This is a genomic window from Stutzerimonas kunmingensis (assembly GCF_002929225.1).
Taxonomy (GTDB): Bacteria; Pseudomonadota; Gammaproteobacteria; order Pseudomonadales; family Pseudomonadaceae; genus Stutzerimonas.
Window position 1 is genome coordinate 990,917 of the sequence record NZ_PISM01000004.1, and the last position, 20,870, is coordinate 1,011,786.

Sequence of the window (20,870 nt, forward strand, 5' to 3'; positions counted from 1 at the left end):
GTCAGTGGCGCCAGAAGGCCGGGGTCAGCAGCACCAGCACCGTGATGATCTCCAGGCGTCCCAGCAGCATGCCGATCGACAGCAGCCATTTTGCCGTGTCGGGCAGTGTGGAGAAGTTGCCGGCTGGCCCGATGATCTCGCCCAGCCCCGGGCCGACGTTGCAGACCGCGGTCGCCGCGCCCGTGAGCGCGGTGATCGGGTCGAGGCCTAGGAGCGCCAGGCACAGCGCCAGTACGCCGATGGTCATGGTGATGAAAAAGGAAAAGGTCAGGATCGAGCGAACAATTTCTTCGTCCAGATTGTGCCCGTTGTACTGCTGGCGGATTACCGCGCGGGGGTGAATCAGCTGCTTGAAGTTGGCGCGTAGCAGCGAGTAGGCCACCTGGAAGCGGAACATCTTCAGCCCGCCTGACGTCGAGCCCGAGCAGCCGCCGACGAAGGTCAGGTAGAAAAATGCCATGACGGCGAAACCGCCCCACTGGGTGTAGTCATCCACCGCGAAACCGGTCGTGGTAACCACGGAAACCACGCTGAAGGTCACGATGCGCAGTGCATCCAGCGCCGGAATGTCATTGTTCAGCCAATACCAGCCGCTGAACAGCACGCTGGTGATGGTGAGCATCAGGACGAAGCCTCGCACCTGCTGATCCTTGAGCAGCGCCGTGCGATGGCCTCGCAGCGTCATCACGTAAAGGGTGAACGGCAGACTGCCGAGCAGCATGAAGAATACTGCGACCCAGTGCGCGGACGGCCCGAACTTGCCCATCGATGCATCGGAGGTGGAAAAGCCGCCAGTGGCGACGGTCGACATCGCATGGTTGATGGCATCGAACATGCTCATGCCGGTCAACAGGAAGGCCAGAAACGCGGCGACGGTAAACGTCACGTAGATGACCAGCAGGTACTGCCCGGCCACGTGCGAGCGCGGCATCACCTTCTCCGACCAGTCCGAGGACTCGGTCTGGAACAGCCTCATGCCACCGACTCGCAGCAGCGGCAGAATCGCGATCGCCATGCCGATGAAGCCGATGCCACCTAGCCAGTGCAGCAGCGAGCGCCACATCAGCAGCCCGGGCGATGCGCTATCCAGTCCCGAGAGCACGGTGGCGCCAGTGGTGGTGATGCCGGACATGGTTTCGAAGAAGGCGTCCGAATAGCTGATGTGCTGAATCAGCATCAGCGGCAAGGCGGCGAAACAGCAGACCACCACCCAGCTGATCGTGGTCAGGAAGTACATGTCGCGCGGCCGCAGGTTGGTGTTGGCCGGTCTACCCGGTGCGACAAGGGCGAAGCCGCAGGAAAAGGTGATCAGACTGCCCCAGATGAATGCCTGCAGGTCATCGGTGCGTTCGAATGCCAGCAGGGTCAGCATCGGAATGATCATGCTGACGGCCAGGGTGATCAGGAAAATGCCGAGGATGAAACCGATGATGCGTAAGGTCGGCAGGGCCATGTAGAGGGTGCTCGGCACGGTGAAAGAGGGCGGACATTCTACTCGCGTCGCTCCGCCAGTAAACCGCCCGACGGCTGGTATAAAAATGTTTTCTCGGCAGCCGCGGAGCCTCTTCCCAAGCGCAGCGCCATGAATAGAATAGCCGCCCGGGCGCCGGCCCATTTCCGGTATCTGGGTGTTCACCTTCCATGTCAATCGACAATCCCTGCCTCACGTGCGGCGCCTGCTGCGCGTACTTTCGTGTGTCCTTCTATTTTGGTGAATGCGTTTCTGCCGGCGGTGCGGTGCCGGACCAGCTGACGGTTCAGGTTTCGCCGTTCCATGTGGCGATGCTCGGTACCGAGGGCAAGCCTGCGCGCTGCGTCGGACTGCTGGGCGATGTCGGTTGTGGCGTGCGCTGCAGCATGTACGAGCAGCGTTCGAGCACCTGCCGCGAGTTCGAGGCGTCCTGGGAGAACGGCGAGCACAACGCCCATTGCGACGCGGCGCGGGCGGCACACGGCCTGCCACCGCTGGTGCCGCCGCTGCAGCCGCATCTTTCGCCGGATCGGGTGGCTTGACCTGTGGGCTGTTTGGTAAGTTCAGTTGGTCAATTTCGGCGACCATGGCCCGATATTGCGTTGTCTGCTCCTCACCATAGCCCCGCCATGGCTCGTCGCAGCGGCTGGCCTCGGAGCCATGTTCATCCGAACTTGTCTCAACCAACTCACCGCACGGGCCACTAGCGCAAGTCGGTGCGTATTTGCCTGTCGGCCGGCCATCACTCGCGGTACGGCGCCAACACCCTCTAGAATGTCCGACCCTTTCAGGAGGTAATGGATGGACGCTCTGGACCTGTTGCTCAACCGTGTATCTGTCACTCGGCTATGCGAGCCGGCACCCGATGCCGATCAACTCGATCTGCTTTTTCGTGCAGCCTTGCGTGCGCCGGATCACGGCCAGTTGCACCCCTGGCGCTTCCTGACCGTCGAGGGCGATGCGCGCGGCAAGCTCGGTGAGCTGTTTGCCGCCGCTCTGCAGGCCCGGCAGACCGATGCCTCGGACGAAGCGCTGCAGAAGGCGCGCAACATGCCGCTGCGTGCGCCGATGTTGATCGTGGTGATCGCCAGTCCGAAGGCGCACCCGAAAGTCCCGGAAGGCGAACAGTTGCTGGCTGCCGGCTGCGCGGCGCATGGTCTGCTGTTGGCCGCCCATGCTCAGGGGATCGGCGCGGTGTGGCGCACCGGTGAGTTCGCCAATGACCCGCATGTAATGAAGGGGCTGGGCCTGGCCGAGCAGGAACGTCTGCTGGGCTTCCTGTACCTGGGCACGCCGGAGGGCCGCATCCGTAGCGCTCCGGTGCTCGAGCCCGAGGCTTTCGTCAGCGCCTGGAATGGTCAGTGATGGGCCTGGATTTCTGACACCGTGCCTGCAGCGTTTGCCAACGGCAGACGCAGGCTCGCGATGAAGCCGCCATCGGGGTGGTTGGCCAGCTGCAGCTGCCCACCGTGGCGCTCGGCCGCACGGCGGGCGATGGCCAATCCGAGGCCATGCCCGGCCGCCGTTTGTCCTGGCGCTCGGAAGAAGGGTTGGCTCAGTTGCGGCAGGTGTTCGTCGGCGACTCCTGGCCCGTGGTCGCGCACACTCAGTACCAGCTCGTCACCGTCGCGCTGCGCGCGCAGCTCTACAGGCACGCCCTCGGGGTTGAAGCGCAGGGCGTTGCGCAACAGATTGTCCAGCGCACGTTCGAGCATTTCCGTCCAGCCAGTGAATGCCAGGCCTGGCTCGACCCGGCTGTCGATACGCTGAGCGGGCGCGACGATCCGGGCGTTGTCCTCCAGTTGTTCGAACATCGCTGGCAGGTCGACGGCCGTTGTCGTGCCGGGTTCCGCATCCAAGCGCGAGAGTTCGAGAATCTCGCTGATCAACGCTTCCAGCCGATCGCATTCCTTTGCCAGTCGCGGCCAGATCACTTCGCGTTCGCTCGGGCTGGCGCGCTCGGCCAGTGCCTGGGCAATACGCAGGCGCGCCAGCGGTGAGCGCAGTTCATGGGATACGTCGCGCAATAACTGGCGCTGACTGCCGATCAGCGCCTGCAGCCGTGCGCCCATGCGGTTGAAATCGCTCGCCAGCACGCCGAGTTCGTCGCGCCGTGTTGCCAGGCGGGCAAGGGACTGCTGCTGATAGCTGGTCTGTCCCAGATCGTGCACGGCACGGCGCAGGCGATCCAATGGGCGGGTGATGGACAGCGTCAGTAGCAGGCTGAAACCGGTGAGCACCACCAGCGCGATGCCCAGCGCGCTGAGCGGCCACGCCAGGCTGCCGCGATGCCAGGCCTGCAGTTCGGGATAGGGAATGCGGTAGATGAACAGGTAGGTTTCACCGCTGGTCGGGCTGGTGTAATCGGCGGTGAGGCGTCGCCAGGGCAGTGGGCGCTCGCGATCCTGATGGCGCGCCTCGAAGGCGGCGGCGCGGGCGGGGAAGGTGCCGCGGATGATTGGCTGGCCGTTTTCCGCCAGCACCTGTACATCGACCCGTGCACGATGGCGGTGTTGTTCCAGCAGGCGCTGTGCAGCCAGGGGGCCCTGGCGCTCGTAGACCTCGGTCCAGGTTTCGGCGAGACCTTGCAGCGCCGGGTGGCGGCCGAGAATCCAGGCGTCCTGGTTCAACGCATGGCCGAGCAGCATGGCCAAGCCGGCAACCAGCGCAATGGCCAGCCAGAAGGTTGCGAGTATGCGCCAGAACAGTGATCGCACTGGATCTCTCCACGGCAAAGCCCGGCAGCTCCCACCGGCGTTCTGAACGCTTGGCGGAGCCTGTCGGGCAGGTTTCAGGAAGGGCGCAGATCAGTTCTTCTGATCGCGGTCCGCTTTCCATTTGAGGAACTCGGCACGTTCGGCGCGCTTTTCTTCCATCTTCTTCATGCCTTCGTCGAAGGCCTTGTGCTGCTCGGGCTTGAGCAGCGCGCGCATGCTCTGGTGGGTCTTCTCGCGGCTGGCGTCGAGATCGTTCTGCATGGCCTTGCGCTCGGCTTCGGGCAGCTTGTCGAGGTAGCGCTGGGTGATCTGCTGGCGCTGGCGCATCTGCTCGCCCATCAGCTTGCGCATTTCGCGTTGCTGGTCCTTTGTCAGGTCCAGGTCCTGAAACATGTGCGGGGCGTTCTTGCCGCCGTGATGACCGTCCTGCATGCCGCCAGGCATGGCGAAAGCGAGGGTCGGAACGGCAGCGGCGAACAGTAGGGCTACGAGTGATTTGCGCATGGTGAAAACTCTCCTGTGTAGGTAAACCGGCCATACCGACGCGTTGCTCATTGGCGGCAGGTCTGTGACCGGATGAGTTCAGTCTACGCAGGGTAAGGTCAAGGGCAGTCAGCTCAGGGTAAAGCCTCGGTAAAGACGATCAGACGGCGTACAGATAGCCGCGACTGCGCAGGGCGACGATCCGTGGGCTGCCGTCGGCGTGCGGACCAAGCTTGCGCCGCAGGTTGCTGACGTGCATGTCGAGGCTGCGGTCGTAGAGGGTGAGCTTGCGTCCCAGGGCGTGCTGGGCAAGGGTCTGCTTGTCGATCGGCTCGCCTGGTTGCGCGAGCAGCGTTTCGAGGATGCGGCCTTCGGAGAGCGTCAGGCTGACGTCATGACCGCCGACGCTGGCCACGCCGCGTGCCGGGCTGTAGCAGAGATCGCCGAACTCGACCTGGCTGGGCGTCGCGGTCGGCTGGCTGCGGCGCAACACGGCACGCAGGCGTGCGGTGAGCTCGCGCGGGTCGCAGGGCTTGGCCAGGTAATCGTCTGCGCCAAGTTCGAGGCCGAGAATCCGATCCAGCGGCTCGCCGCGACCCGACAGCATCAGCACCGGCAGATCGGGATGTTCACTGCGCAGTTGCTTGAGCAGCTCCAGGCCACTGCCGTCGGGCAGCATCACGTCCAGGACCACCGCGGCTGGCTGGTGCTGCGCCAGCGCTTGGCGTGCACTGTTGCCATCGTGGCAGGCATGGGCGACGAAACCTTCCTGAGCGAGCCAGCTGATCAGCAGCTCGCAGAGTTCTTCGTCATCGTCGATAAGCAGCAATTCACTCATGTCGGCTCAGGTACTCAGTTGAGCCACTGGCGTCGACGGCGACCGCGCGTGACCAGCAGGCCCAGGGTGAAACTGACGACCCCGACAGCACCACCGACGGCGAACCACTGTTGCTGTTCGTTCAACATCGCGGGCAGCACTTTTGCCTGCTCGGTCTGCAACTGCAGGCGCAAGCGGCGATTTTCCTCGCGCAGACGCAGCAGCAAGGCCTCCGTGGTGTCGGTGCTCGGGCCGGCAGGCTCTGGCTCGGCTACGGCGTCAAGCTCGTCGTATTCGGCGGGGTCGCCGGGCTCGGTCACCGGAACAGCAGGTTCCGTTATTGCTTCCTCGGCATACAGCGGCGGGGTGAGCAGGGTCAGGGCAAACAGCAGGGCAAGCGATCGTTGACGCATCGGAACTCCTATTTCCTTACGAGGCCGTGGGCTGCCAGCGGCCGGGCTATTCCCTGCTGTGTCGGCTCAGGGCAGTACTTTCTTGAAGGGCTTGACCACCACGTTCACGTATACGCCGGCGGCCTTGTACGGATCGGCGTCGGCCCACTGCTGCGCGGCTTCCAGCGAATCGAACTCGGCGACTACCAGACTGCCGCTGAACCCGGCTTCGCCCGGGTCGTTGCTGTCGATGGCTGGGTGCGGGCCGGCGAGAACCAGGCGACCTTCGTTCTTCAGCTGCTCCAGGCGTGCCAGGTGGGCCGGGCGAGTGGCGAGGCGGTCCTGCAGGGAATTCGGTGCGTCGGTGGCGATAACGGCGTAGAGCATGGTCGATCCTCGTTCGCGTAGGGGCGTATATAAAAAGTACAGAAAGCCCGGCATGGTGACAGTGCCGGCGCGGCTTCTTTGTCGCGCGGGTCCAGGCGCTACACACAACGGACCGCGCCGTGCAGCGCGGCATCATAGCAAACGGCGCTTGCGACGGAAGCGCTGCGCTTTCCCCCGCTGCAGCGGTTGATGGCACGCAGGATCGTATCGGCGGTCGAAGTAAGAGCGGTTTGCGGCGCCTGCAGCGCTGGCTGGCCGTAATGACGGTGACGACACGAGCCAAAGCGCCGGTGCGGCGTTAGACTAGTCGGCCGTTTGCGCCGGAGCACCCCGTCTTTCGGGCCGGTGAAGCCTTACCGCCGCAGGCTTACGGATTCTTATCGAGGTGTCTGCATCTCACTGGAGCGCGTAACCAGATGATTGTCGATCTGCATTGCCACAGCACCGCCTCGGACGGCGCGCTGGCGCCTGCCAAGCTGGTGGAGCGAGCCCATGCGCGTGGTATCGAGATGCTGGCGCTCACCGACCACGACACGGTCGACGGCCTTGCCGAGGCGCGGGCAACTGCGCAGGCGCTCGGTATGCAGCTGGTCAATGGCATCGAGCTTTCTTGCCTGTGGAACGGGGCTACCATTCATGTATTGGGCTACGCCTTCGACGCTGATGCGCCTGCGCTGCAGCAGGCGATCGCACAACTGCACGAAGGACGTTGGCGCCGCGCCGAACTGATCGGCCAGCGCCTCGAAGCGAAGGGGATGCCGGGTGCGCTGGAAGGCGCGCGGGCGCTTCAGCAGGAACTCGGCGACAGTGGCAACGCACCGGCGCGGCCGCATTTCGCCGATTTTCTCGTGCGTGCCGGTCATGTCCGCGACCGTGCCGAAGCGTTTCGCAAATGGCTGGGTTCGGGCAAGCTCGGCGACGTCAAGCAGCATTGGCCGAGCCTGGAGCAGACGGTCCAGACCTTGCGTGACGCAGGTGCGTGGATCAGCCTGGCGCACCCGTGGCAGTACGATTTCACTCGCAGCAAGCGGCGCCGGCTGGTGATCGATTTCGCCCAGGCCGGCGGTCACGCGCTGGAGGTGGTCAACGGCATGCAGCCGCTGGAACAGGTCGGCGGTCTGTCGATCCTGGTACGTGAGTTGGGCCTGATGGCCACAGTGGGCAGTGATTTCCATGCGCCCGGCGACTGGTCGGAACTGGGGCTGTACCGCAGCCTGCCGGAGGACCTGTCGCCGCTTTGGAGACATTTCGATCATGAGCGCCGCATACCTGCTGCCAGCTGAACAGGGAGTTTCCATGAGCCAGTTCTTTCAGATCCATCCGGACAACCCGCAACCGCGCCTGATCAAACAGGCCGTGGAAATCATCCGCAAGGGCGGGGTAGTGGTCTACCCGACCGACTCCAGTTATGCCGTCGGCTGCTCGATGGGTAACAAGGCCGGCATCGAACGCATTCGCCGGCTGCGCCAGCTCGATGACAAGCACAACTTTACGCTGGCCTGTCGCGATCTGTCGCAGCTTGGCCTTTTCGCCAAGGTCGATACCGCGGCCTTTCGCCTGCTCAAGGCTCATCTGCCCGGTCCCTACACTATCATCCTGTCGGCTACCCGCGAGGTGCCGCGCATGTTGCTGCACCCCAAGCGCCGCACCATCGGCCTGCGCGTGCCGGCACAGCCGATCGCCCAGGCGCTGCTGGAAGAACTCGGTGAGCCGCTGATGAGCGTCAGCCTGATCCTTCCCGGTGAAGACCTGCCGATGAGCGACCCCTACGAGATGCGTGACGCGCTGGAGCATCAGGTAGACCTGATCATCGATGGCGGTTACGGTGGCCTCGAAGCATCGACGGTGGTCAGTCTGGTCGACGATCGGCCTGAAGTGATACGGGTCGGCTGCGGCGATCCCGAACCCTTCATGGCTTGAGCCTGGATGGCGAGCGTGCCTGTACACCATCTGGCCTGTCGGTGAGAGGGTTGAGGCAAGTTCGGGTGAACATGGCTCCGAGACAGGGCGCAGCAACGCGGTATCTGGGCCATGGCCGCCGAAATTGACCAACTGAACTTACCAAACAGGCCAATTAATCAAGGACACCCTTTTGAGCTCCATGGATTCACAGCGGCGCGTGGTTTCCGGCATGCGTCCCAGCGGCCGGCTTCATCTCGGTCATTACAACGGCGTATTGAAGAACTGGGTCAGGCTGCAGCACGAGTACGAGTGTTTCTTCTGCATCGTCGACTGGCACGCGCTGACCACCGACTACGAAAGCTCCGGCGAAATCTCGCAGAACATCATGGATATGGCGGTGGACTGGCTGGCTGCCGGCGTCAGTCCCAGTTCAGCGACGCTGTTCATCCAGTCACAGGTGCCGGAGCACGCCGAGCTGCACCTGCTGCTGTCGATGATCTGCCCACTGGGCTGGCTGGAGCGGGTGCCATCCTACAAGGAGCTGCAGCAGAATCTGCAGCACAAGGACCTGGATACCTATGGCTTCCTCGGATATCCACTGCTGCAGGCCGCGGACATCCTGATCTATCGTGCCGGGCTGGTGCCGGTCGGCGCCGACCAGCTGCCGCATATCGAATTCGCCCGCGACGTGGCGCGACGTTTCAACCATCTCTATGGCCGCGAAGCGGATTTCGAGGATAAGGCCGAAGCGGCGATCCGAAAGCTCGGCAAGAAGACCTCCAAGCTGTACGTCAGCCTGCGTAAGAGCTATCAGGAGCAAGGCGACGTCGAGGCGTTGAACACCGCCCGTGCGGTCATCAAGGAACAGCAGACCATCACCATCGGCGATCAGGAGCGGCTTTACGGCTACCTGGAAGGCTGCGGCAAGCTGCTGCTGCCGGAACCGCAGGCGCTGCTCGGCGAGCAACCGAAGATTTCCGGGCTCGATGGCGGCAAGATGGCCAAGTCCAACAGCAATGCGATCTACCTGCGTGATACGTCGAACGAGATCGAGGAGAAGATTCGCCGTATGCCCACCGATCCGGCCCGCGTGCATCGCAGCGACCCTGGTGAACCGACGCGCTGCCCGGTGTGGCAGATGCATCTGGTGCACTCCGAAGAGGCCGTCTGCCAGTGGGCAGAGCAGGGTTGCCGCAGCGCCGGCATCGGCTGCCTGGAGTGCAAGGGGCCGCTGATCGACTCGATCAAGGCTGATCTGACACCCCTGCAGGAACGCGCGCTGGACTACGAGCAGAATCCCGACCTGGTCCGCAGCATCCTCGCAGAAGGTGCGGAGCACGCTCGTGACGAGGCCCGTGAGACGCTGATCGAAGTTCGCCAGGCGATGGGCCTGAATTACCGCTGAGCGGCGCCTAAGCGGCCGGCTCCGAAGGATTTTCATGCAGCACACCGAGTCCCCCAGTCCCGAAGCGATCCAGCCCGGCGAGCAGCTACGCCTGGCGCTGGTCTATGGCGAGGCGGTGACCGAGCTGCCGCTGGACCTCTACATTCCGCCGGATGCGCTGGAAGTCTTTCTCGAAGCCTTCGAAGGCCCGCTGGATCTTCTGCTCTACCTGATCCGCAAGCAGAACATCGACATCCTCGATATTCCGGTGGCCGAGATCACCCGGCAGTACATGGGTTACGTCGAGCTGATGAAATCGGTGCGCCTGGAGCTGGCCGCCGAGTATCTGGTGATGGCTGCGATGCTCGCCGAGATCAAGTCACGCATGCTGCTGCCGCGCTCGGCCGAGGTCGCCGAAGAAGAGGATGATCCGCGCGCCGAGCTGATCCGCCGGCTGCAGGAGTACGAACGTTTCAAGGCCGCCGCCGAAGACATCGACGAGCTGCCACGGGTCGGCCGCGACCTGCAGGTGCCGCGTCTCGATGCACCCGAGGCGCGGGCGCGCAAGCTGCTGCCGGAAGTCAGTCTGGAAGAGCTGCTGGTGTCGATGGCCGAAGTGCTGCGCCGCGCCGATATGTTCGAGAGTCACCAGGTCACCCGCGAAGCGCTGTCGACCCGCGAGCGCATGAGCGAAGTGCTCGAACGACTGAAGGACGGTGGTTTCGTCCCCTTCGTGACGCTGTTCCGCATCGAGGAAGGGCGACTCGGCGTGGTGGTGACCTTCATGGCTGTGCTCGAGCTGATCAAGGAGTCGCTGGTCGAGCTGGTGCAGAACGAACCCTTTGCGCCGATTCATGTGCGCAGCCGTACCGAATAGGCATTTGCAGGAGTCAATCGTGGACCTGTCCGATCCAAAGGATCTCGCTTCGCTGCTCGAAGCCTTTCTGCTCGCATCCGGCAAACCGCTCTCCCTGGAGCGCCTCGGCGAACTCTTCGAGGAAGCCGAGCGGCCGTCTTCGGCACAGCTGAAGAAGGCCCTCGAAGTGCTGGAAAAGTCCTGCAAGGGCCGCGCCTTTGAACTCAAGGAGGTCGCCAGCGGTTACCGCCTGCAGGTGCGTCAGCGCTTTTCGCCGTGGGTCGGTCGGCTCTGGGAAGAGCGTCCGCAGCGTTACTCCCGGGCGATGCTGGAAACCCTGGCGCTGATCGCCTATCGCCAGCCGATTACCCGTGGTGAGATCGAGGACATCCGCGGCGTCGCGGTTAACAGCCAGATCGTCAAGACGCTGCAGGAGCGCGAGTGGATTCGTGTGGTTGGCCATCGTGACGTGCCGGGACGCCCGGCGATGTTCGCCACTACCCGGCAGTTTCTCGACCATTTCAACCTGAAGAACCTCGATGAGCTGCCGCCACTCGCTGTATTGCGCGAGATGGAACCGGAGCTCCGTCCGATGCTAGACGACGAGGATGCCCCCGTGCCTGTCGCCTTGCAGGCGCGGGCCGATGAAGCTGCAGATGAGCCGCAGGCCCCGCTGCGTGAACAGACCAGCTTCCGCAGCCTGCTGGCCGAACTCGACGGCATGGAGCAGGGCCTGAAGACCGACTTCGACGATCTGCTGGAAGCCGAAGAGACATCGGTAGACGAGCCGCGCGGAGACGAGCCCGCGCACTAAGCGCCAAGCCACCCCAACCGGCGTACTCAGGCTCCTGGTTGCCGCTTCCACGCCGGCATCGCGTCGTATCCGAACGCCAACTGACCCTGGATGGTTTATGGTTGTCTGAGCTTTCAACCAAGCGTTGAGCCCTTCAACCACAGTTGAATTTTGCAGCAGGAGTGAGGCATGCATCCGCGAGTTCTAGAAGTCACCGAGCGCCTGGTCGAGCGCAGCCGCAAGACCCGCGAGCGCTATCTGGCGATGATGGCCGCCGCCGCCAGTGAGGGTCCGCAGCGCGGCAAGCTGCAGTGTGCCAACTTTGCCCACGGTGTCGCCGGCTGCAATTCCGGCGAGGACAAGCAGAGCCTGCGCCTGATGAACGCGGCAAACGTGGCCATCGTCTCGGCGTACAACGACATGCTCTCGGCGCATCAGCCCTATGAGCATTTCCCGGAAATGATTCGCCAGGCGCTGCGTGAGATCGGCTCGGTCGGCCAGTACGCCGGCGGCGTCCCGGCGATGTGCGATGGCGTGACCCAGGGCGAGGCGGGCATGGAAATGAGCCTGGCCAGCCGCGAAGTGATCGCCATGAGCACGGCAGTCGCGCTGTCGCACAACATGTTCGATGCGGCATTGATGCTCGGCATCTGCGACAAGATCGTCCCGGGTCTGATGATCGGCGCGCTGCGCTTCGGCCATCTGCCGACCATCTTCGTGCCGGGCGGGCCGATGCCCTCGGGAATTCCGAACAAGGCGAAGGCCGAGGTGCGCCAGCGTTACGCCGAAGGCAAGGCCAGCCGCGAGGAGCTGCTGGAGTCGGAGATGAAGTCCTATCACAGCCCCGGCACCTGCACCTTCTACGGCACCGCCAACACCAATCAGGTGGTGATGGAGATCATGGGCCTGCACCTGCCGGGCTCGTCGTTCGTCAACCCTTACACGCCGCTGCGCGATGCGCTGACCCGGGAGGCGGCGCATCAGGTCACGCGCCTGACCCATCAGGCCGGCAACTACACACCGCTATGTCAGGTGGTCGACGAGAAATCCATCGTCAACTCGGTGGTCGCGCTCAATGCCACCGGCGGTTCGACCAACCACACCCTGCATATCCCTGCGTTCGCCCGCGCCGCCGGCATCCAGCTGACCTGGCAGGACATGGCCGATCTTTCCGAGGTGGTGCCGACGCTGGCCAAGGTCTACCCCAACGGCCAGGCCGACGTGAACCATTTCCACGCCTGTGGCGGGGTGCCGTTCATGGTGCGCACGCTGCTCGACGCCGGTCTGTTGCACGAGGACGTGCATACCGTCGTCGGCAAGGGCCTGCGGCGCTACATCCAGGAGCCGTTCCTCGACGGTGACAAGCTGGTGTGGCGCGATGGCCCGGCGCAGAGCCTTGACGAAAACATCCTCCGCCCGGCCGAGCGGCCATTCTCGCCGGAGGGCGGGCTGCGTGTGCTGGAAGGCAACCTCGGCCGCGGCGTGACGAAGATTTCTGCCGTGGCGCCCGAGCACCGTTTTGTCGAGGCGCCGGCGCGGGTATTCATCGACCAGAGCGAGCTGGCGGCAGCGTTCAAGGCCGGCGAGCTTGAGCGCGACTTCATTGCCGTGGTGCGTTTCCAGGGGCCGAAAGCCAATGGCATGCCCGAACTGCACAAGCTCACGCCGTTTCTTGGTGTGCTGCAGGACCGCGGCTACAAGGTGGCGCTGGTCACCGACGGGCGCATGTCCGGTGCATCGGGCAAGGTGCCGGCGGCCATTCATGTCTGCCCGGAGGCACTGGACGGCGGGCCGCTGGCGCGGGTGCGCGATGGCGACATCCTCCGCGTCGACGGCGAGAACGGCGAACTGCGAGCACTGGTCGATCCCGCCGAATGGGATGCGCGGGAACCGGCGATTCGGCCTGAAGACATGGGCATCGGCTGCGGTCGGGAGCTCTTTGCCTTCATGCGCGCCTCGTTCAGCACGGCAGAGCAGGGCGCCAGTGCCTTTACCGAGAGTCTGGAGGCGCTGAAGTGAAGACGGCGCTGGTTGGAGATATTGGCGGTACCAATGCACGTTTCGCGCTGTGGCGCGACCAGCGAATCGAGCAGATTCGCGTGATTCCCACGGCCGACCATGCGCGGCCGGAGCTGGCGATCCTCGCGTACCTGAGTGAAGTCGATCAGCCGCTGGAAACCCTCGAGGCGGTGTGCCTGGCCTGTGCCGGGCCGGTCGGCGGCGATCTGTTTCGCTTCACCAACAACCATTGGCAGCTGAGCCGCGAAGCCTTCTGCCGCGAGCTGGGTGTGAAGGAGCTGTTGCTAATCAACGACTTCACCGCCATGGCCCTCGGCATGACGCGGCTGCACGATGGTGAGCGCATCACGGTTTGCGATGGCGAGCCTGAACCGGGGCGGCCGCGGCTGGTCATAGGGCCCGGCACCGGGCTCGGAGTCGCCGGATTGCTGCCACTGTCTGGCGGCGGTTGGCGCGCCTTGCCGGGCGAGGGCGGGCATATCTGCCTTCCCGTCGGCAGCGAGCGCGAGGCGGCGATCTGGGCGCATCTGCATCGTTCGCTCGGCCATGTAAATGCCGAGGCAGTGCTCAGCGGTCCAGGGCTGCTGACGCTCTACCGCGCATGCTGCGCGCTGGATGGACAGCAGGTGGCGCTCGATTCGCCCGCAGCTATCACCAAGGCCGCGCTGGCCGGCGATGCCTACGCCGCGGCGGTGCTGGAGCAGTTCTGCCGCTGGTTGGGGCGTATCGTCGGCGATAACGTGCTGACCCTCGGTGCCCGCGGCGGCGTTTACATCGTCGGTGGCGTGGTGCCGCGTTTCGCCGAGATGTTCCTGCGCAGCGGTTTCAGCGAGGCGTTGCGTGAGAAGGGGCAGATGAGCCGCTATTTCGATCGCCTGCCGGTCTGGCTGGTGACCGCGCCGTATCCGGGCCTCGAGGGCGCGGGCGTGGCATTGCAACCGTTGTTGGAGGGAGCCTAGGCTGCGACATGACGGGTCGACGGGTGACCCCATAACAACAAGAAAAGGGACGTGACGTGAGCCAAGCAGGTAAGAACATCCTTCTGGTCGATGACGATCAGGAAATCCGCGAACTGTTGCAGACCTACCTCAGCCGCTCGGGCTTTCATGTGCGCGGCGTGCCGGACGGCGGGCAGTTTCGCGCGGCGCTGTGTGCCGAGCCGGCCGATCTGGTGATTCTCGACGTGATGCTGCCCGACGAGGACGGCTTCAGCCTGTGCCGCTGGATTCGCCAGCACGAGCGGTTGGCTTCGATGCCGATCATCATGCTCACCGCCAGCTCCGACGAGGCCGATCGGGTCGTCGGCCTGGAGCTGGGCGCCGACGACTACCTGGGTAAGCCGTTCAGCCCGCGCGAATTGCTCGCGCGGATCAAGGCACTGCTGCGACGCGTCAGCTTCGCCCAGGAGCGCGGCAGCGACGTGCTGGCCTTCGATGAGTGGCGCCTGGACATGATCAGCCACCGCCTGTTCCACGCCGACGGCGAGGAGGTCTTTCTCTCCGGCGCCGATTTCGCCCTGCTCAAGCTGTTTCTCGATCATCCGCAGCAGATCCTCGACCGCGACACCATCGCCAACGCCACCCGTGGTCGCGAGGTGATGCCGCTGGAGCGTATCGTCGACATGGCGGTCAGTCGCCTGCGCCAGCGCCTGCGCGACACCGGCAAGTCGCCGCGGCTGATACGCACGGTACGTGGCAGCGGTTACTTGTTGGCTACCCAGGTGACGCCGCACCATGAATCTGCGCACTGAGCGGGGGCGCCTGCGGCTGGTGCCACGTTCGCTGCTCGGACGGATGCTGTTGCTGACCCTGCTGGCGGTGTTGCTGGCCCAGGGGCTTTCGAGCCTGATCTGGCTGTCCCAGCTACGCGCCAGCCAGATGGAAGGCTTGCTCACCAGCGCCCGCAGTCTGGCGCAGTCGATGGCGGCCAGCGTCAGCTACTTCCGTTCGCTGCCGCTGGGCTATCGCCCATTGGTGCTCGATCAGTTGCGCAGCATGGGCGGTACACGTTTCTTCGTGTCGCTCAACGACAAGCCGCTGGACATGGAGATCCTCCCGGAAACGCCGCGCAAGCGTGCTGTCCTGCATGAGGTGGAGCAGATATTGCGCCAGCGTTTGGGCGGCGCGGTGGACCTGAACATCGAGTTCGTCAGCCCCGATGACCTGCGCATCTTCAACAGCGGCATCACGCTCGATGAGTTGCCGCGCTCCTGGGCGCACTACGCGCTGGGCCTTGAACCACTGTCACCGCCGGTGCTGGTGACGCAGATCCAGATCGCCCCGCAGGAATGGCTCTATCTGGCCTCGCTGATGCCGGCTCCCTACGTCAGCCTGGAGGACGAGGGGCTGCCGGCCCAGCAGTTGTGGTTCATCGTGCTCACCAGCGCCTTTCTGCTGCTGTTCATCGGCCTGCTGGTGCGCTGGCAGAGCCGGCCGCTGAAGCGCCTGGCCAAGGCGGCGCGGGAGTTGTCGCTGGGCGCCGAGGTGCAGCCGCTGACCGAGGCCGGCGCCAGCGAGATCGTCGAGGTGAGCCGTGCCTTCAACAACATGCGCCAGCGCATCAGTCGCTACCTGACCGAGCGAGGCCAATTGTTCAGCGCGATTTCCCATGACCTGCGCACGCCCATCACGCGGCTGCGTCTGCGTGTCGAGCTGCTGGAAGATGAAGCCCAGCAGATCAAGTTCACCCGTGACCTCGACGAGCTGGAGCTGCTGGTCAAGGGCGCACTGCAATGCGTGAAGGACACCGACATCCACGAGAACATCGAGGCGGTGGATCTAAATCTGCTGCTCGAGCATATCGTCGAGCCCTATCAGGCCTGCGACCAGACCCGCGTGACCCTTGACGGCCGGGCTTCGGCACCTTATCCGGGCAAACCGCTGGCTCTCAAGCGCTGCATCGGTAATTTGCTGGACAATGCCCTGAAGTACGGTGAGCGCGCCCACCTGCATGTCGAGGACGGCAAGGAGTCGCTGGTGCTGCACGTCGATGACGAGGGCCCGGGCGTGCCCGAGCAGCGTCTTGAGCATGTCTTCGAACCCCACGTGCGGCTCTCGGGGCAGCAGCAGGGCTACGGGCTGGGGCTCGGTATCGCACGGAATATCGCCCACGCCCACGGTGGCGAACTGAGCATGCGCAATCTGCAGCAGGGAGGGCTGAGGGTGACGCTGACCTTGCCGCGCTGATCTGGCTCAGTGCACCTCGTTACGATCGCTGCGGCTTTGTAACGGCTCTGTGACCATCGCCCATCCCTTCGTTACCCAGTGTCCATTTCCCTGCGCATAGACTCGGTCCATCGCAAGCGACCATGACTTGCCGGATAAAAACAAGAAGGTGCCTCTACATGAACGCGATCCATCGTCTCGCTCTTTCCGTTTCCCTTGCCCTGCCATTGCTCGCCCATGCCGGCGAGGTCGAAGTTCTACACTGGTGGACCTCCGGCGGTGAAAAGCGCGCGGCCGATACCCTGCAGAAGCTGGTCGAGCAGAAAGGCCATACCTGGAAGGACTTCGCCGTCGCCGGCGGTGGTGGCGAGGCTGCCATGACCGTACTGAAGACCCGCGCCGTTTCCGGCAACCCGCCGTCCGCCGCACAGATCAAGGGCCCGGACATCCAGGAGTGGGGCGAACTCGGCCTGCTCGCCAATCTCGATGACACCGCCAAGGCAGAACGCTGGGACGAGATGCTGCCCGAGCAGGTGCGCAAGATCATGCAGTACGACGGTTCCTATGTGGCCGTCCCGGTCAACGTACACCGGGTCAACTGGCTGTGGATCAACCCGGAGGTGTTCGAGAAGGCCGGCGCCACGCCGCCGAAGACCCTCGACGAGTTCTTCGCCGCGGCCGACAAGCTCAAGGCTGCCGGCTTCATTCCGGTTGCCCACGGCGGCCAGCCCTGGCAGGACGGCACCGTGTTCGAGGGTTTTGTACTGAGCATTCTCGGCCCGGACGACTATCACAAGGCCTTCGTCGAGCTGGATAACGACACCCTGACCGGCGACAAGATGGTTCAGGCCTTCACCGCACTGAAGAAGTTGCGCGACTACATCGACGCCGACGCGGCCGGGCGCGAATGGAACCGTGCCACCGGCATGGTCATCGACGGCAAGGCCGGCATGCAGATTATGGGCGACTGGGCCAAGAGCGAGTTCACCGCCGCCAACAAGGTGGCTGGCGAGGACTACCAGTGCCTGCCGTTCCCCGGCACCCAGGGCAGTTTTGCCTTTAATATCGATTCGCTGGCCATGTTCAAGCTCAGCAACGATGACAACCGCAAGGCTCAGGAAGACCTGGCGCGCACGGTGCTGGAACCGGAATTCCAGACCTTCTTCAATCAGAACAAGGGCTCTATCCCGGTTCGTCAGGACCAGGACATGAGCGAGTTCGACGCCTGCGCCCAGCAGTCGATGACCGACTTCAAGGAGGCCGCCAAGGGCAGCGGCCTGCAGCCCAGCCTGACCCATGGCATGGCGGCTTCGAGCTATGTGCAGGGCGCGGTGTTCGACGTCGTCACCAACTTCTTCAACGACCCCAAGGCCGACCCGCAAAAGGCGGCCAAGCAACTGGCGGCGGCGATCCAGGCCGTGCAGTAACGCTGAGGGCGGACCGTTCCGCCCGCTTCCCGAAACGTTCGTCCCGGCACAGGCCTCGGTCTGTGCCGCGGGCGACGACATCCCCGATTTCCATGAGGGATCACACCCATGAGCTCCATCGCGCTTCAAGCCAGGCCTGCCAAAGCCTCGCCGCTCGACGCCCTGCAGCGCTGGCTGCCCAAGCTGGTTCTGGCGCCGAGCATGCTGATCGTACTGGTCGGCTTCTACGCCTACATCGGCTGGACCTTCCTGCTCTCGTTCACCAACTCACGCTTCATGCCCAGCTACAAATGGGCCGGCCTGCAGCAGTACGAGCGCCTGTGGGACAACGATCGCTGGTGGGTCGCCAGCCAGAACCTGCTGGTGTTCGGTGGCATGTTCATCGCCATCAGTCTGCTGATCGGCGTGGTGCTCGCCGTACTGCTGGACCAGCGCATTCGCCGCGAAGGGCTCATCCGCACCATCTACCTGTACCCCATGGCGCTGTCGATGATCGTCACCGGCACCGCCTGGCAGTGGCTGCTCAATCCCGGCCTGGGCCTGGACAAGTTGCTGCGCGACTGGGGCTGGGAAGGCTTTCGCTTCGACTGGTTGGTCGATCCGGATCGGGTCATCTATTGCCTGGTGATCGCCGCGGTGTGGCAGGCCTCGGGCTTCGTCATGGCGCTGTTTCTCGCCGGTCTGCGCAGCGTCGATCAGTCGATCATCCGCGCCGCCCAGGTGGATGGTGCGAGCCTGCCGACCATCTACCTGCGCATCGTGCTGCCGAGCCTGCGCCCGGTGTTCTTCAGTGCCTTGATGATTCTGGCCCATATCGCGATCAAGAGCTTCGACCTGGTCGCGGCGATGACTGCCGGTGGTCCGGGGTATTCCAGCGATCTGCCGGCGATGTTCATGTACGCCCATACCTTCACCCGTGGCCAGATGGGCCTGGGTGCGGCGAGCGCCATGCTGATGCTCGGCGCGGTGATGGCGATCATCGTGCCTTATCTGTACTCCGAGCTAAGGAACAAGCGCCATGTCTGACTTCGCGCAACCGCGCCTGACCCTCGGGCGCCTGACCATCCATGCCACCCTGTTGTTGGCCTGTGCCGTCTACCTGGTACCGCTGGTCGTGATGCTGCTGACCAGCTTCAAGACCCCGGAAGACATCCGTACCGGCAACCTGCTGAGCTGGCCGGAAGCGTTCAGCGCCATGGGCTGGCTGACGGCCTGGGACAGTATCGGCGGCTACTTCTGGAACTCGGTGAAGATCGTCATCCCAGCCGTGCTGATTTCCACCGCGCTGGGCGCGCTGAACGGCTATGTGCTGTCAATGTGGCGCTTCCGTGGCTCGCAGCTGTTCTTCGGTCTGCTGCTGTTCGGCTGCTTCCTGCCGTTCCAGGTGATCCTGCTGCCGGCGTCCTTCACCCTCGGCAAGCTGGGCCTGGCCAATACCACCACCGGTCTGGTGTTGGTCCATGTGGTCTACGGCCTGGCCTTCACCACACTGTTCTTCCGCAACTTCTACGTCAGCGTGCCGGACGCGCTGGTGCGCGCGGCGCGGCTGGATGGTGCGGGCTTCTTTACCATCTTCGGCCGCATCCTGCTGCCGATGTCGGTGCCGATCATCATGGTCTGCCTGATCTGGCAGTTCACCCAGATCTGGAACGACTTCCTCTTCGGCGTGGTGTTCGCCAGTGGCGACACCCAGCCGGTCACTGTGGCGCTGAACAATCTGGTGAACACCAGCACTGGCGCCAAGCAATACAACGTCGACATGGCCGCGGCGATGATCGCCGGCCTGCCCACGCTGGTGGTCTACGTGGTCGCCGGCAAATATTTCCTGCGCGGGCTGACTGCCGGCGCCGTCAAGGGTTGAGGAGAACAACGATGGCTTCCCTGGAACTGCGCAATGTTCAAAAGAGTTATGGCAACAGCCAGGTCGCAACGCTGAAGGACATCGCGCTGAAGATCGACGCCGGTGAGTTCCTGATCCTGGTCGGGCCTTCGGGCTGCGGAAAATCCACCCTGATGAACTGTATCGCCGGGCTGGAGAACATCACCGGCGGCGAGATTCTCGTCGACGGCGAGGACATCAGCCAGGCCAGCCCGAAGGATCGCGACATCGCCATGGTGTTCCAGTCCTACGCGCTGTATCCGACCATGAGCGTACGCGACAACATTGCCTTCGGCCTGAAGATGCGCAAGGTGCCGGCGGCGAAGATCGAGGAGGAGGTGGCGCGGGTCGCCAAGCTGCTGCAGATCGAACCGTTGCTCGAGCGCAAGCCGTCGCAGCTCTCCGGTGGCCAGCAGCAGCGCGTGGCCATGGGCCGGGCGCTGGCGCGGCGGCCGAAGATCTACCTGTTCGACGAGCCGCTGTCGAACCTCGATGCCAAGCTGCGGGTGGAGATGCGCACCGAGATCAAGCTGATGCACCAGCGGCTGAAGACCACCACGGTGTACGTCACCCATGACCAGATCGAGGCGATGACCCTCGGCGACAAGGTCGCGGTGATGAAGGATGGCGTGATCCAGCAGTTCGGCACGCCCCACGAGATCTACAACAACCCGGCCAATCTGTTCGTTGCCAGCTTCATCGGCTCGCCGCCGATGAACTTCGTACCGTTGCGCATCCGCCAGCGCGACGGACGCTGGGTGGGTGTGCTCAACAGCGAGCAGGGCAGCTGTGAATTGCCGTTGCCGATTACCAGCGACGACGGGTTGCGTGATCGCGAACTCATTCTCGGCATCCGACCGGAACAAATCGGCCTGGCTCCAGCAGGATCAGCGGATTTTTCTCTGGCGGTCGATATCGAAGTGGTGGAACCCACCGGGCCAGACACCCTGGTGGTGTTCACGCTGAATCAGGTCAAGGCCTGCTGCCGCTTGGCGCCGGATCAGGCGCCGCGGGTGGGGGAAACGCTCAATCTGCAGTTCGACCCGCGCAAGGCGCTGCTCTTCGATGCGCAGACCGGCGAGCGGCTTGGCGTTGTGCAGCCGGAGCCGGTGCGCGAGAGCAAGGTCCCCCGGCTGGTTTCCAACGGAGCGGGCACAGCGCAGTGAACTGCCGCCTGCC

Annotated in this window: 21 protein-coding genes; 15 read left to right on the forward strand and 6 right to left on the reverse strand. The window is 64.0% G+C overall.

Annotated features, from left to right (window positions below; genetic code table 11):
- Position 1: 1 nt before the first annotated feature.
- Entirely contained in the window at positions 2-1,453 is a 1,452-nt protein-coding gene (locus CW305_RS05810; RefSeq protein ID WP_014820755.1) for a TrkH family potassium uptake protein, read from the reverse strand.
- 188 nt (positions 1,454-1,641) lie between these two features.
- Between CW305_RS05810 and CW305_RS05815 the strand changes: the two genes are divergently transcribed.
- On the forward strand, positions 1,642-2,013 hold the full coding sequence (locus CW305_RS05815; RefSeq protein ID WP_104097325.1) for a YkgJ family cysteine cluster protein: 372 nt from the start codon (positions 1,642-1,644) through the stop codon (positions 2,011-2,013).
- A 259-nt stretch (positions 2,014-2,272) separates the two neighbouring features.
- Positions 2,273-2,836, forward strand: coding sequence for an NAD(P)H nitroreductase (locus CW305_RS05820; RefSeq protein ID WP_104097326.1), 564 nt, complete (start codon positions 2,273-2,275; stop codon positions 2,834-2,836).
- Here CW305_RS05820 and CW305_RS05825 read toward each other — a convergent pair.
- From CW305_RS05825 to CW305_RS05845, 5 genes are all read right to left on the reverse strand, one after another.
- On the reverse strand, positions 2,830-4,188 hold the full coding sequence (locus CW305_RS05825) for a sensor histidine kinase (protein WP_101274948.1): 1,359 nt from the start codon (positions 4,186-4,188) through the stop codon (positions 2,830-2,832). The two genes, CW305_RS05820 and CW305_RS05825, sit on opposite strands and share 7 nt — an antisense overlap.
- Before the next feature lie 90 nt (positions 4,189-4,278).
- Positions 4,279-4,692 carry a Spy/CpxP family protein refolding chaperone gene (locus CW305_RS05830; RefSeq protein ID WP_023445130.1) on the reverse strand — a complete coding sequence of 138 codons (414 nt, stop codon included), beginning with the start codon at positions 4,690-4,692 and terminating at the stop codon, positions 4,279-4,281.
- A 139-nt stretch (positions 4,693-4,831) separates the two neighbouring features.
- Complete coding sequence (locus tag CW305_RS05835; RefSeq protein ID WP_014820751.1) at positions 4,832-5,509, reverse strand: response regulator transcription factor; 678 nt, start codon at positions 5,507-5,509, stop codon at positions 4,832-4,834.
- A 14-nt stretch (positions 5,510-5,523) separates the two neighbouring features.
- Positions 5,524-5,901 carry an SH3 domain-containing protein gene (locus tag CW305_RS05840; protein ID WP_104097327.1) on the reverse strand — a complete coding sequence of 126 codons (378 nt, stop codon included), beginning with the start codon at positions 5,899-5,901 and terminating at the stop codon, positions 5,524-5,526.
- Between the two features lie 66 nt (positions 5,902-5,967).
- Complete coding sequence (locus CW305_RS05845) at positions 5,968-6,267, reverse strand: YciI family protein (protein WP_003294265.1); 300 nt, start codon at positions 6,265-6,267, stop codon at positions 5,968-5,970.
- Between the two features lie 416 nt (positions 6,268-6,683).
- On the opposite strand from CW305_RS05845, the gene CW305_RS05850 reads away from it, so the two are divergent.
- From CW305_RS05850 to CW305_RS05910, 13 genes are all read left to right on the forward strand, one after another.
- Complete coding sequence (locus tag CW305_RS05850; RefSeq protein WP_041014367.1) at positions 6,684-7,550, forward strand: PHP domain-containing protein; 867 nt, start codon at positions 6,684-6,686, stop codon at positions 7,548-7,550.
- A gap of 13 nt (positions 7,551-7,563) precedes the next feature.
- Positions 7,564-8,187, forward strand: coding sequence for an L-threonylcarbamoyladenylate synthase (locus CW305_RS05855; RefSeq protein WP_014820748.1), 624 nt, complete (start codon positions 7,564-7,566; stop codon positions 8,185-8,187).
- A 181-nt stretch (positions 8,188-8,368) separates the two neighbouring features.
- A complete protein-coding gene (locus tag CW305_RS05860) occupies positions 8,369-9,574 on the forward strand; it encodes a tryptophan--tRNA ligase (protein ID WP_023445133.1) in 1,206 nt (401 codons plus the stop codon).
- Between the two features lie 34 nt (positions 9,575-9,608).
- A complete protein-coding gene (locus CW305_RS05865) occupies positions 9,609-10,430 on the forward strand; it encodes a segregation and condensation protein A (RefSeq protein ID WP_104097328.1) in 822 nt (273 codons plus the stop codon).
- Positions 10,431-10,449: 19 nt separating this feature from the next.
- Entirely contained in the window at positions 10,450-11,223 is a 774-nt protein-coding gene (gene scpB, locus CW305_RS05870; RefSeq protein WP_104097329.1) for an SMC-Scp complex subunit ScpB, read from the forward strand.
- A 168-nt stretch (positions 11,224-11,391) separates the two neighbouring features.
- The gene (edd, locus tag CW305_RS05875; protein ID WP_041014363.1) at positions 11,392-13,221 is read left to right on the forward strand and encodes a phosphogluconate dehydratase; all 1,830 of its coding nucleotides are present in this window, start codon (positions 11,392-11,394) and stop codon (positions 13,219-13,221) included.
- A complete protein-coding gene (locus CW305_RS05880; protein WP_014820743.1) occupies positions 13,218-14,180 on the forward strand; it encodes a glucokinase in 963 nt (320 codons plus the stop codon). The genes edd and CW305_RS05880 overlap by 4 nt, the downstream gene beginning before the upstream one ends.
- Positions 14,181-14,236: 56 nt before the next feature.
- Complete coding sequence (locus CW305_RS05885; protein ID WP_003280657.1) at positions 14,237-14,971, forward strand: response regulator; 735 nt, start codon at positions 14,237-14,239, stop codon at positions 14,969-14,971.
- Entirely contained in the window at positions 14,955-16,406 is a 1,452-nt protein-coding gene (locus CW305_RS05890) for an ATP-binding protein (RefSeq protein ID WP_104097330.1), read from the forward strand. Before CW305_RS05885 ends, CW305_RS05890 begins: the two co-directional genes overlap by 17 nt.
- A gap of 158 nt (positions 16,407-16,564) precedes the next feature.
- Positions 16,565-17,812 carry an ABC transporter substrate-binding protein gene (locus CW305_RS05895; protein WP_023445140.1) on the forward strand — a complete coding sequence of 416 codons (1,248 nt, stop codon included), beginning with the start codon at positions 16,565-16,567 and terminating at the stop codon, positions 17,810-17,812.
- 108 nt (positions 17,813-17,920) lie between these two features.
- Positions 17,921-18,838, forward strand: a complete 918-nt coding sequence (locus CW305_RS05900) for a carbohydrate ABC transporter permease (protein ID WP_014820740.1) — start codon at positions 17,921-17,923, stop codon at positions 18,836-18,838.
- Positions 18,831-19,673, forward strand: coding sequence for a carbohydrate ABC transporter permease (locus CW305_RS05905; protein WP_104097331.1), 843 nt, complete (start codon positions 18,831-18,833; stop codon positions 19,671-19,673). The genes CW305_RS05900 and CW305_RS05905 overlap by 8 nt, the downstream gene beginning before the upstream one ends.
- A gap of 11 nt (positions 19,674-19,684) precedes the next feature.
- Positions 19,685-20,857, forward strand: coding sequence for an ABC transporter ATP-binding protein (locus CW305_RS05910; protein WP_104097332.1), 1,173 nt, complete (start codon positions 19,685-19,687; stop codon positions 20,855-20,857).
- Positions 20,858-20,870 lie beyond the last annotated feature (13 nt).

What these genes read in the sequence shown, in the direction of transcription:
- edd (WP_041014363.1), top strand. Translation starts at nt 11,392, where the DNA reads ATGCATCCGCGAGTTCTAGAAGTCACCGAGCGCCTGGTCGAGCGCAGC.
- CW305_RS05840 (WP_104097327.1), bottom strand. Translation starts at nt 5,901, where the DNA reads ATGCGTCAACGATCGCTTGCCCTGCTGTTTGCCCTGACCCTGCTCACC.
- CW305_RS05860 (WP_023445133.1), top strand. Translation starts at nt 8,369, where the DNA reads ATGGATTCACAGCGGCGCGTGGTTTCCGGCATGCGTCCCAGCGGCCGG.
- CW305_RS05845 (WP_003294265.1), bottom strand. Translation starts at nt 6,267, where the DNA reads ATGCTCTACGCCGTTATCGCCACCGACGCACCGAATTCCCTGCAGGAC.
- CW305_RS05815 (WP_104097325.1), top strand. Translation starts at nt 1,642, where the DNA reads ATGTCAATCGACAATCCCTGCCTCACGTGCGGCGCCTGCTGCGCGTAC.
- CW305_RS05910 (WP_104097332.1), top strand. Translation starts at nt 19,685, where the DNA reads ATGGCTTCCCTGGAACTGCGCAATGTTCAAAAGAGTTATGGCAACAGC.
- CW305_RS05855 (WP_014820748.1), top strand. Translation starts at nt 7,564, where the DNA reads ATGAGCCAGTTCTTTCAGATCCATCCGGACAACCCGCAACCGCGCCTG.
- CW305_RS05810 (WP_014820755.1), bottom strand. Translation starts at nt 1,453, where the DNA reads ATGGCCCTGCCGACCTTACGCATCATCGGTTTCATCCTCGGCATTTTC.
- CW305_RS05900 (WP_014820740.1), top strand. Translation starts at nt 17,921, where the DNA reads ATGAGCTCCATCGCGCTTCAAGCCAGGCCTGCCAAAGCCTCGCCGCTC.
- CW305_RS05895 (WP_023445140.1), top strand. Translation starts at nt 16,565, where the DNA reads ATGAACGCGATCCATCGTCTCGCTCTTTCCGTTTCCCTTGCCCTGCCA.
- CW305_RS05890 (WP_104097330.1), top strand. Translation starts at nt 14,955, where the DNA reads ATGAATCTGCGCACTGAGCGGGGGCGCCTGCGGCTGGTGCCACGTTCG.
- CW305_RS05835 (WP_014820751.1), bottom strand. Translation starts at nt 5,509, where the DNA reads ATGAGTGAATTGCTGCTTATCGACGATGACGAAGAACTCTGCGAGCTG.
- CW305_RS05820 (WP_104097326.1), top strand. Translation starts at nt 2,273, where the DNA reads ATGGACGCTCTGGACCTGTTGCTCAACCGTGTATCTGTCACTCGGCTA.
- CW305_RS05865 (WP_104097328.1), top strand. Translation starts at nt 9,609, where the DNA reads ATGCAGCACACCGAGTCCCCCAGTCCCGAAGCGATCCAGCCCGGCGAG.
- CW305_RS05850 (WP_041014367.1), top strand. Translation starts at nt 6,684, where the DNA reads ATGATTGTCGATCTGCATTGCCACAGCACCGCCTCGGACGGCGCGCTG.
- CW305_RS05905 (WP_104097331.1), top strand. Translation starts at nt 18,831, where the DNA reads ATGTCTGACTTCGCGCAACCGCGCCTGACCCTCGGGCGCCTGACCATC.
- CW305_RS05830 (WP_023445130.1), bottom strand. Translation starts at nt 4,692, where the DNA reads ATGCGCAAATCACTCGTAGCCCTACTGTTCGCCGCTGCCGTTCCGACC.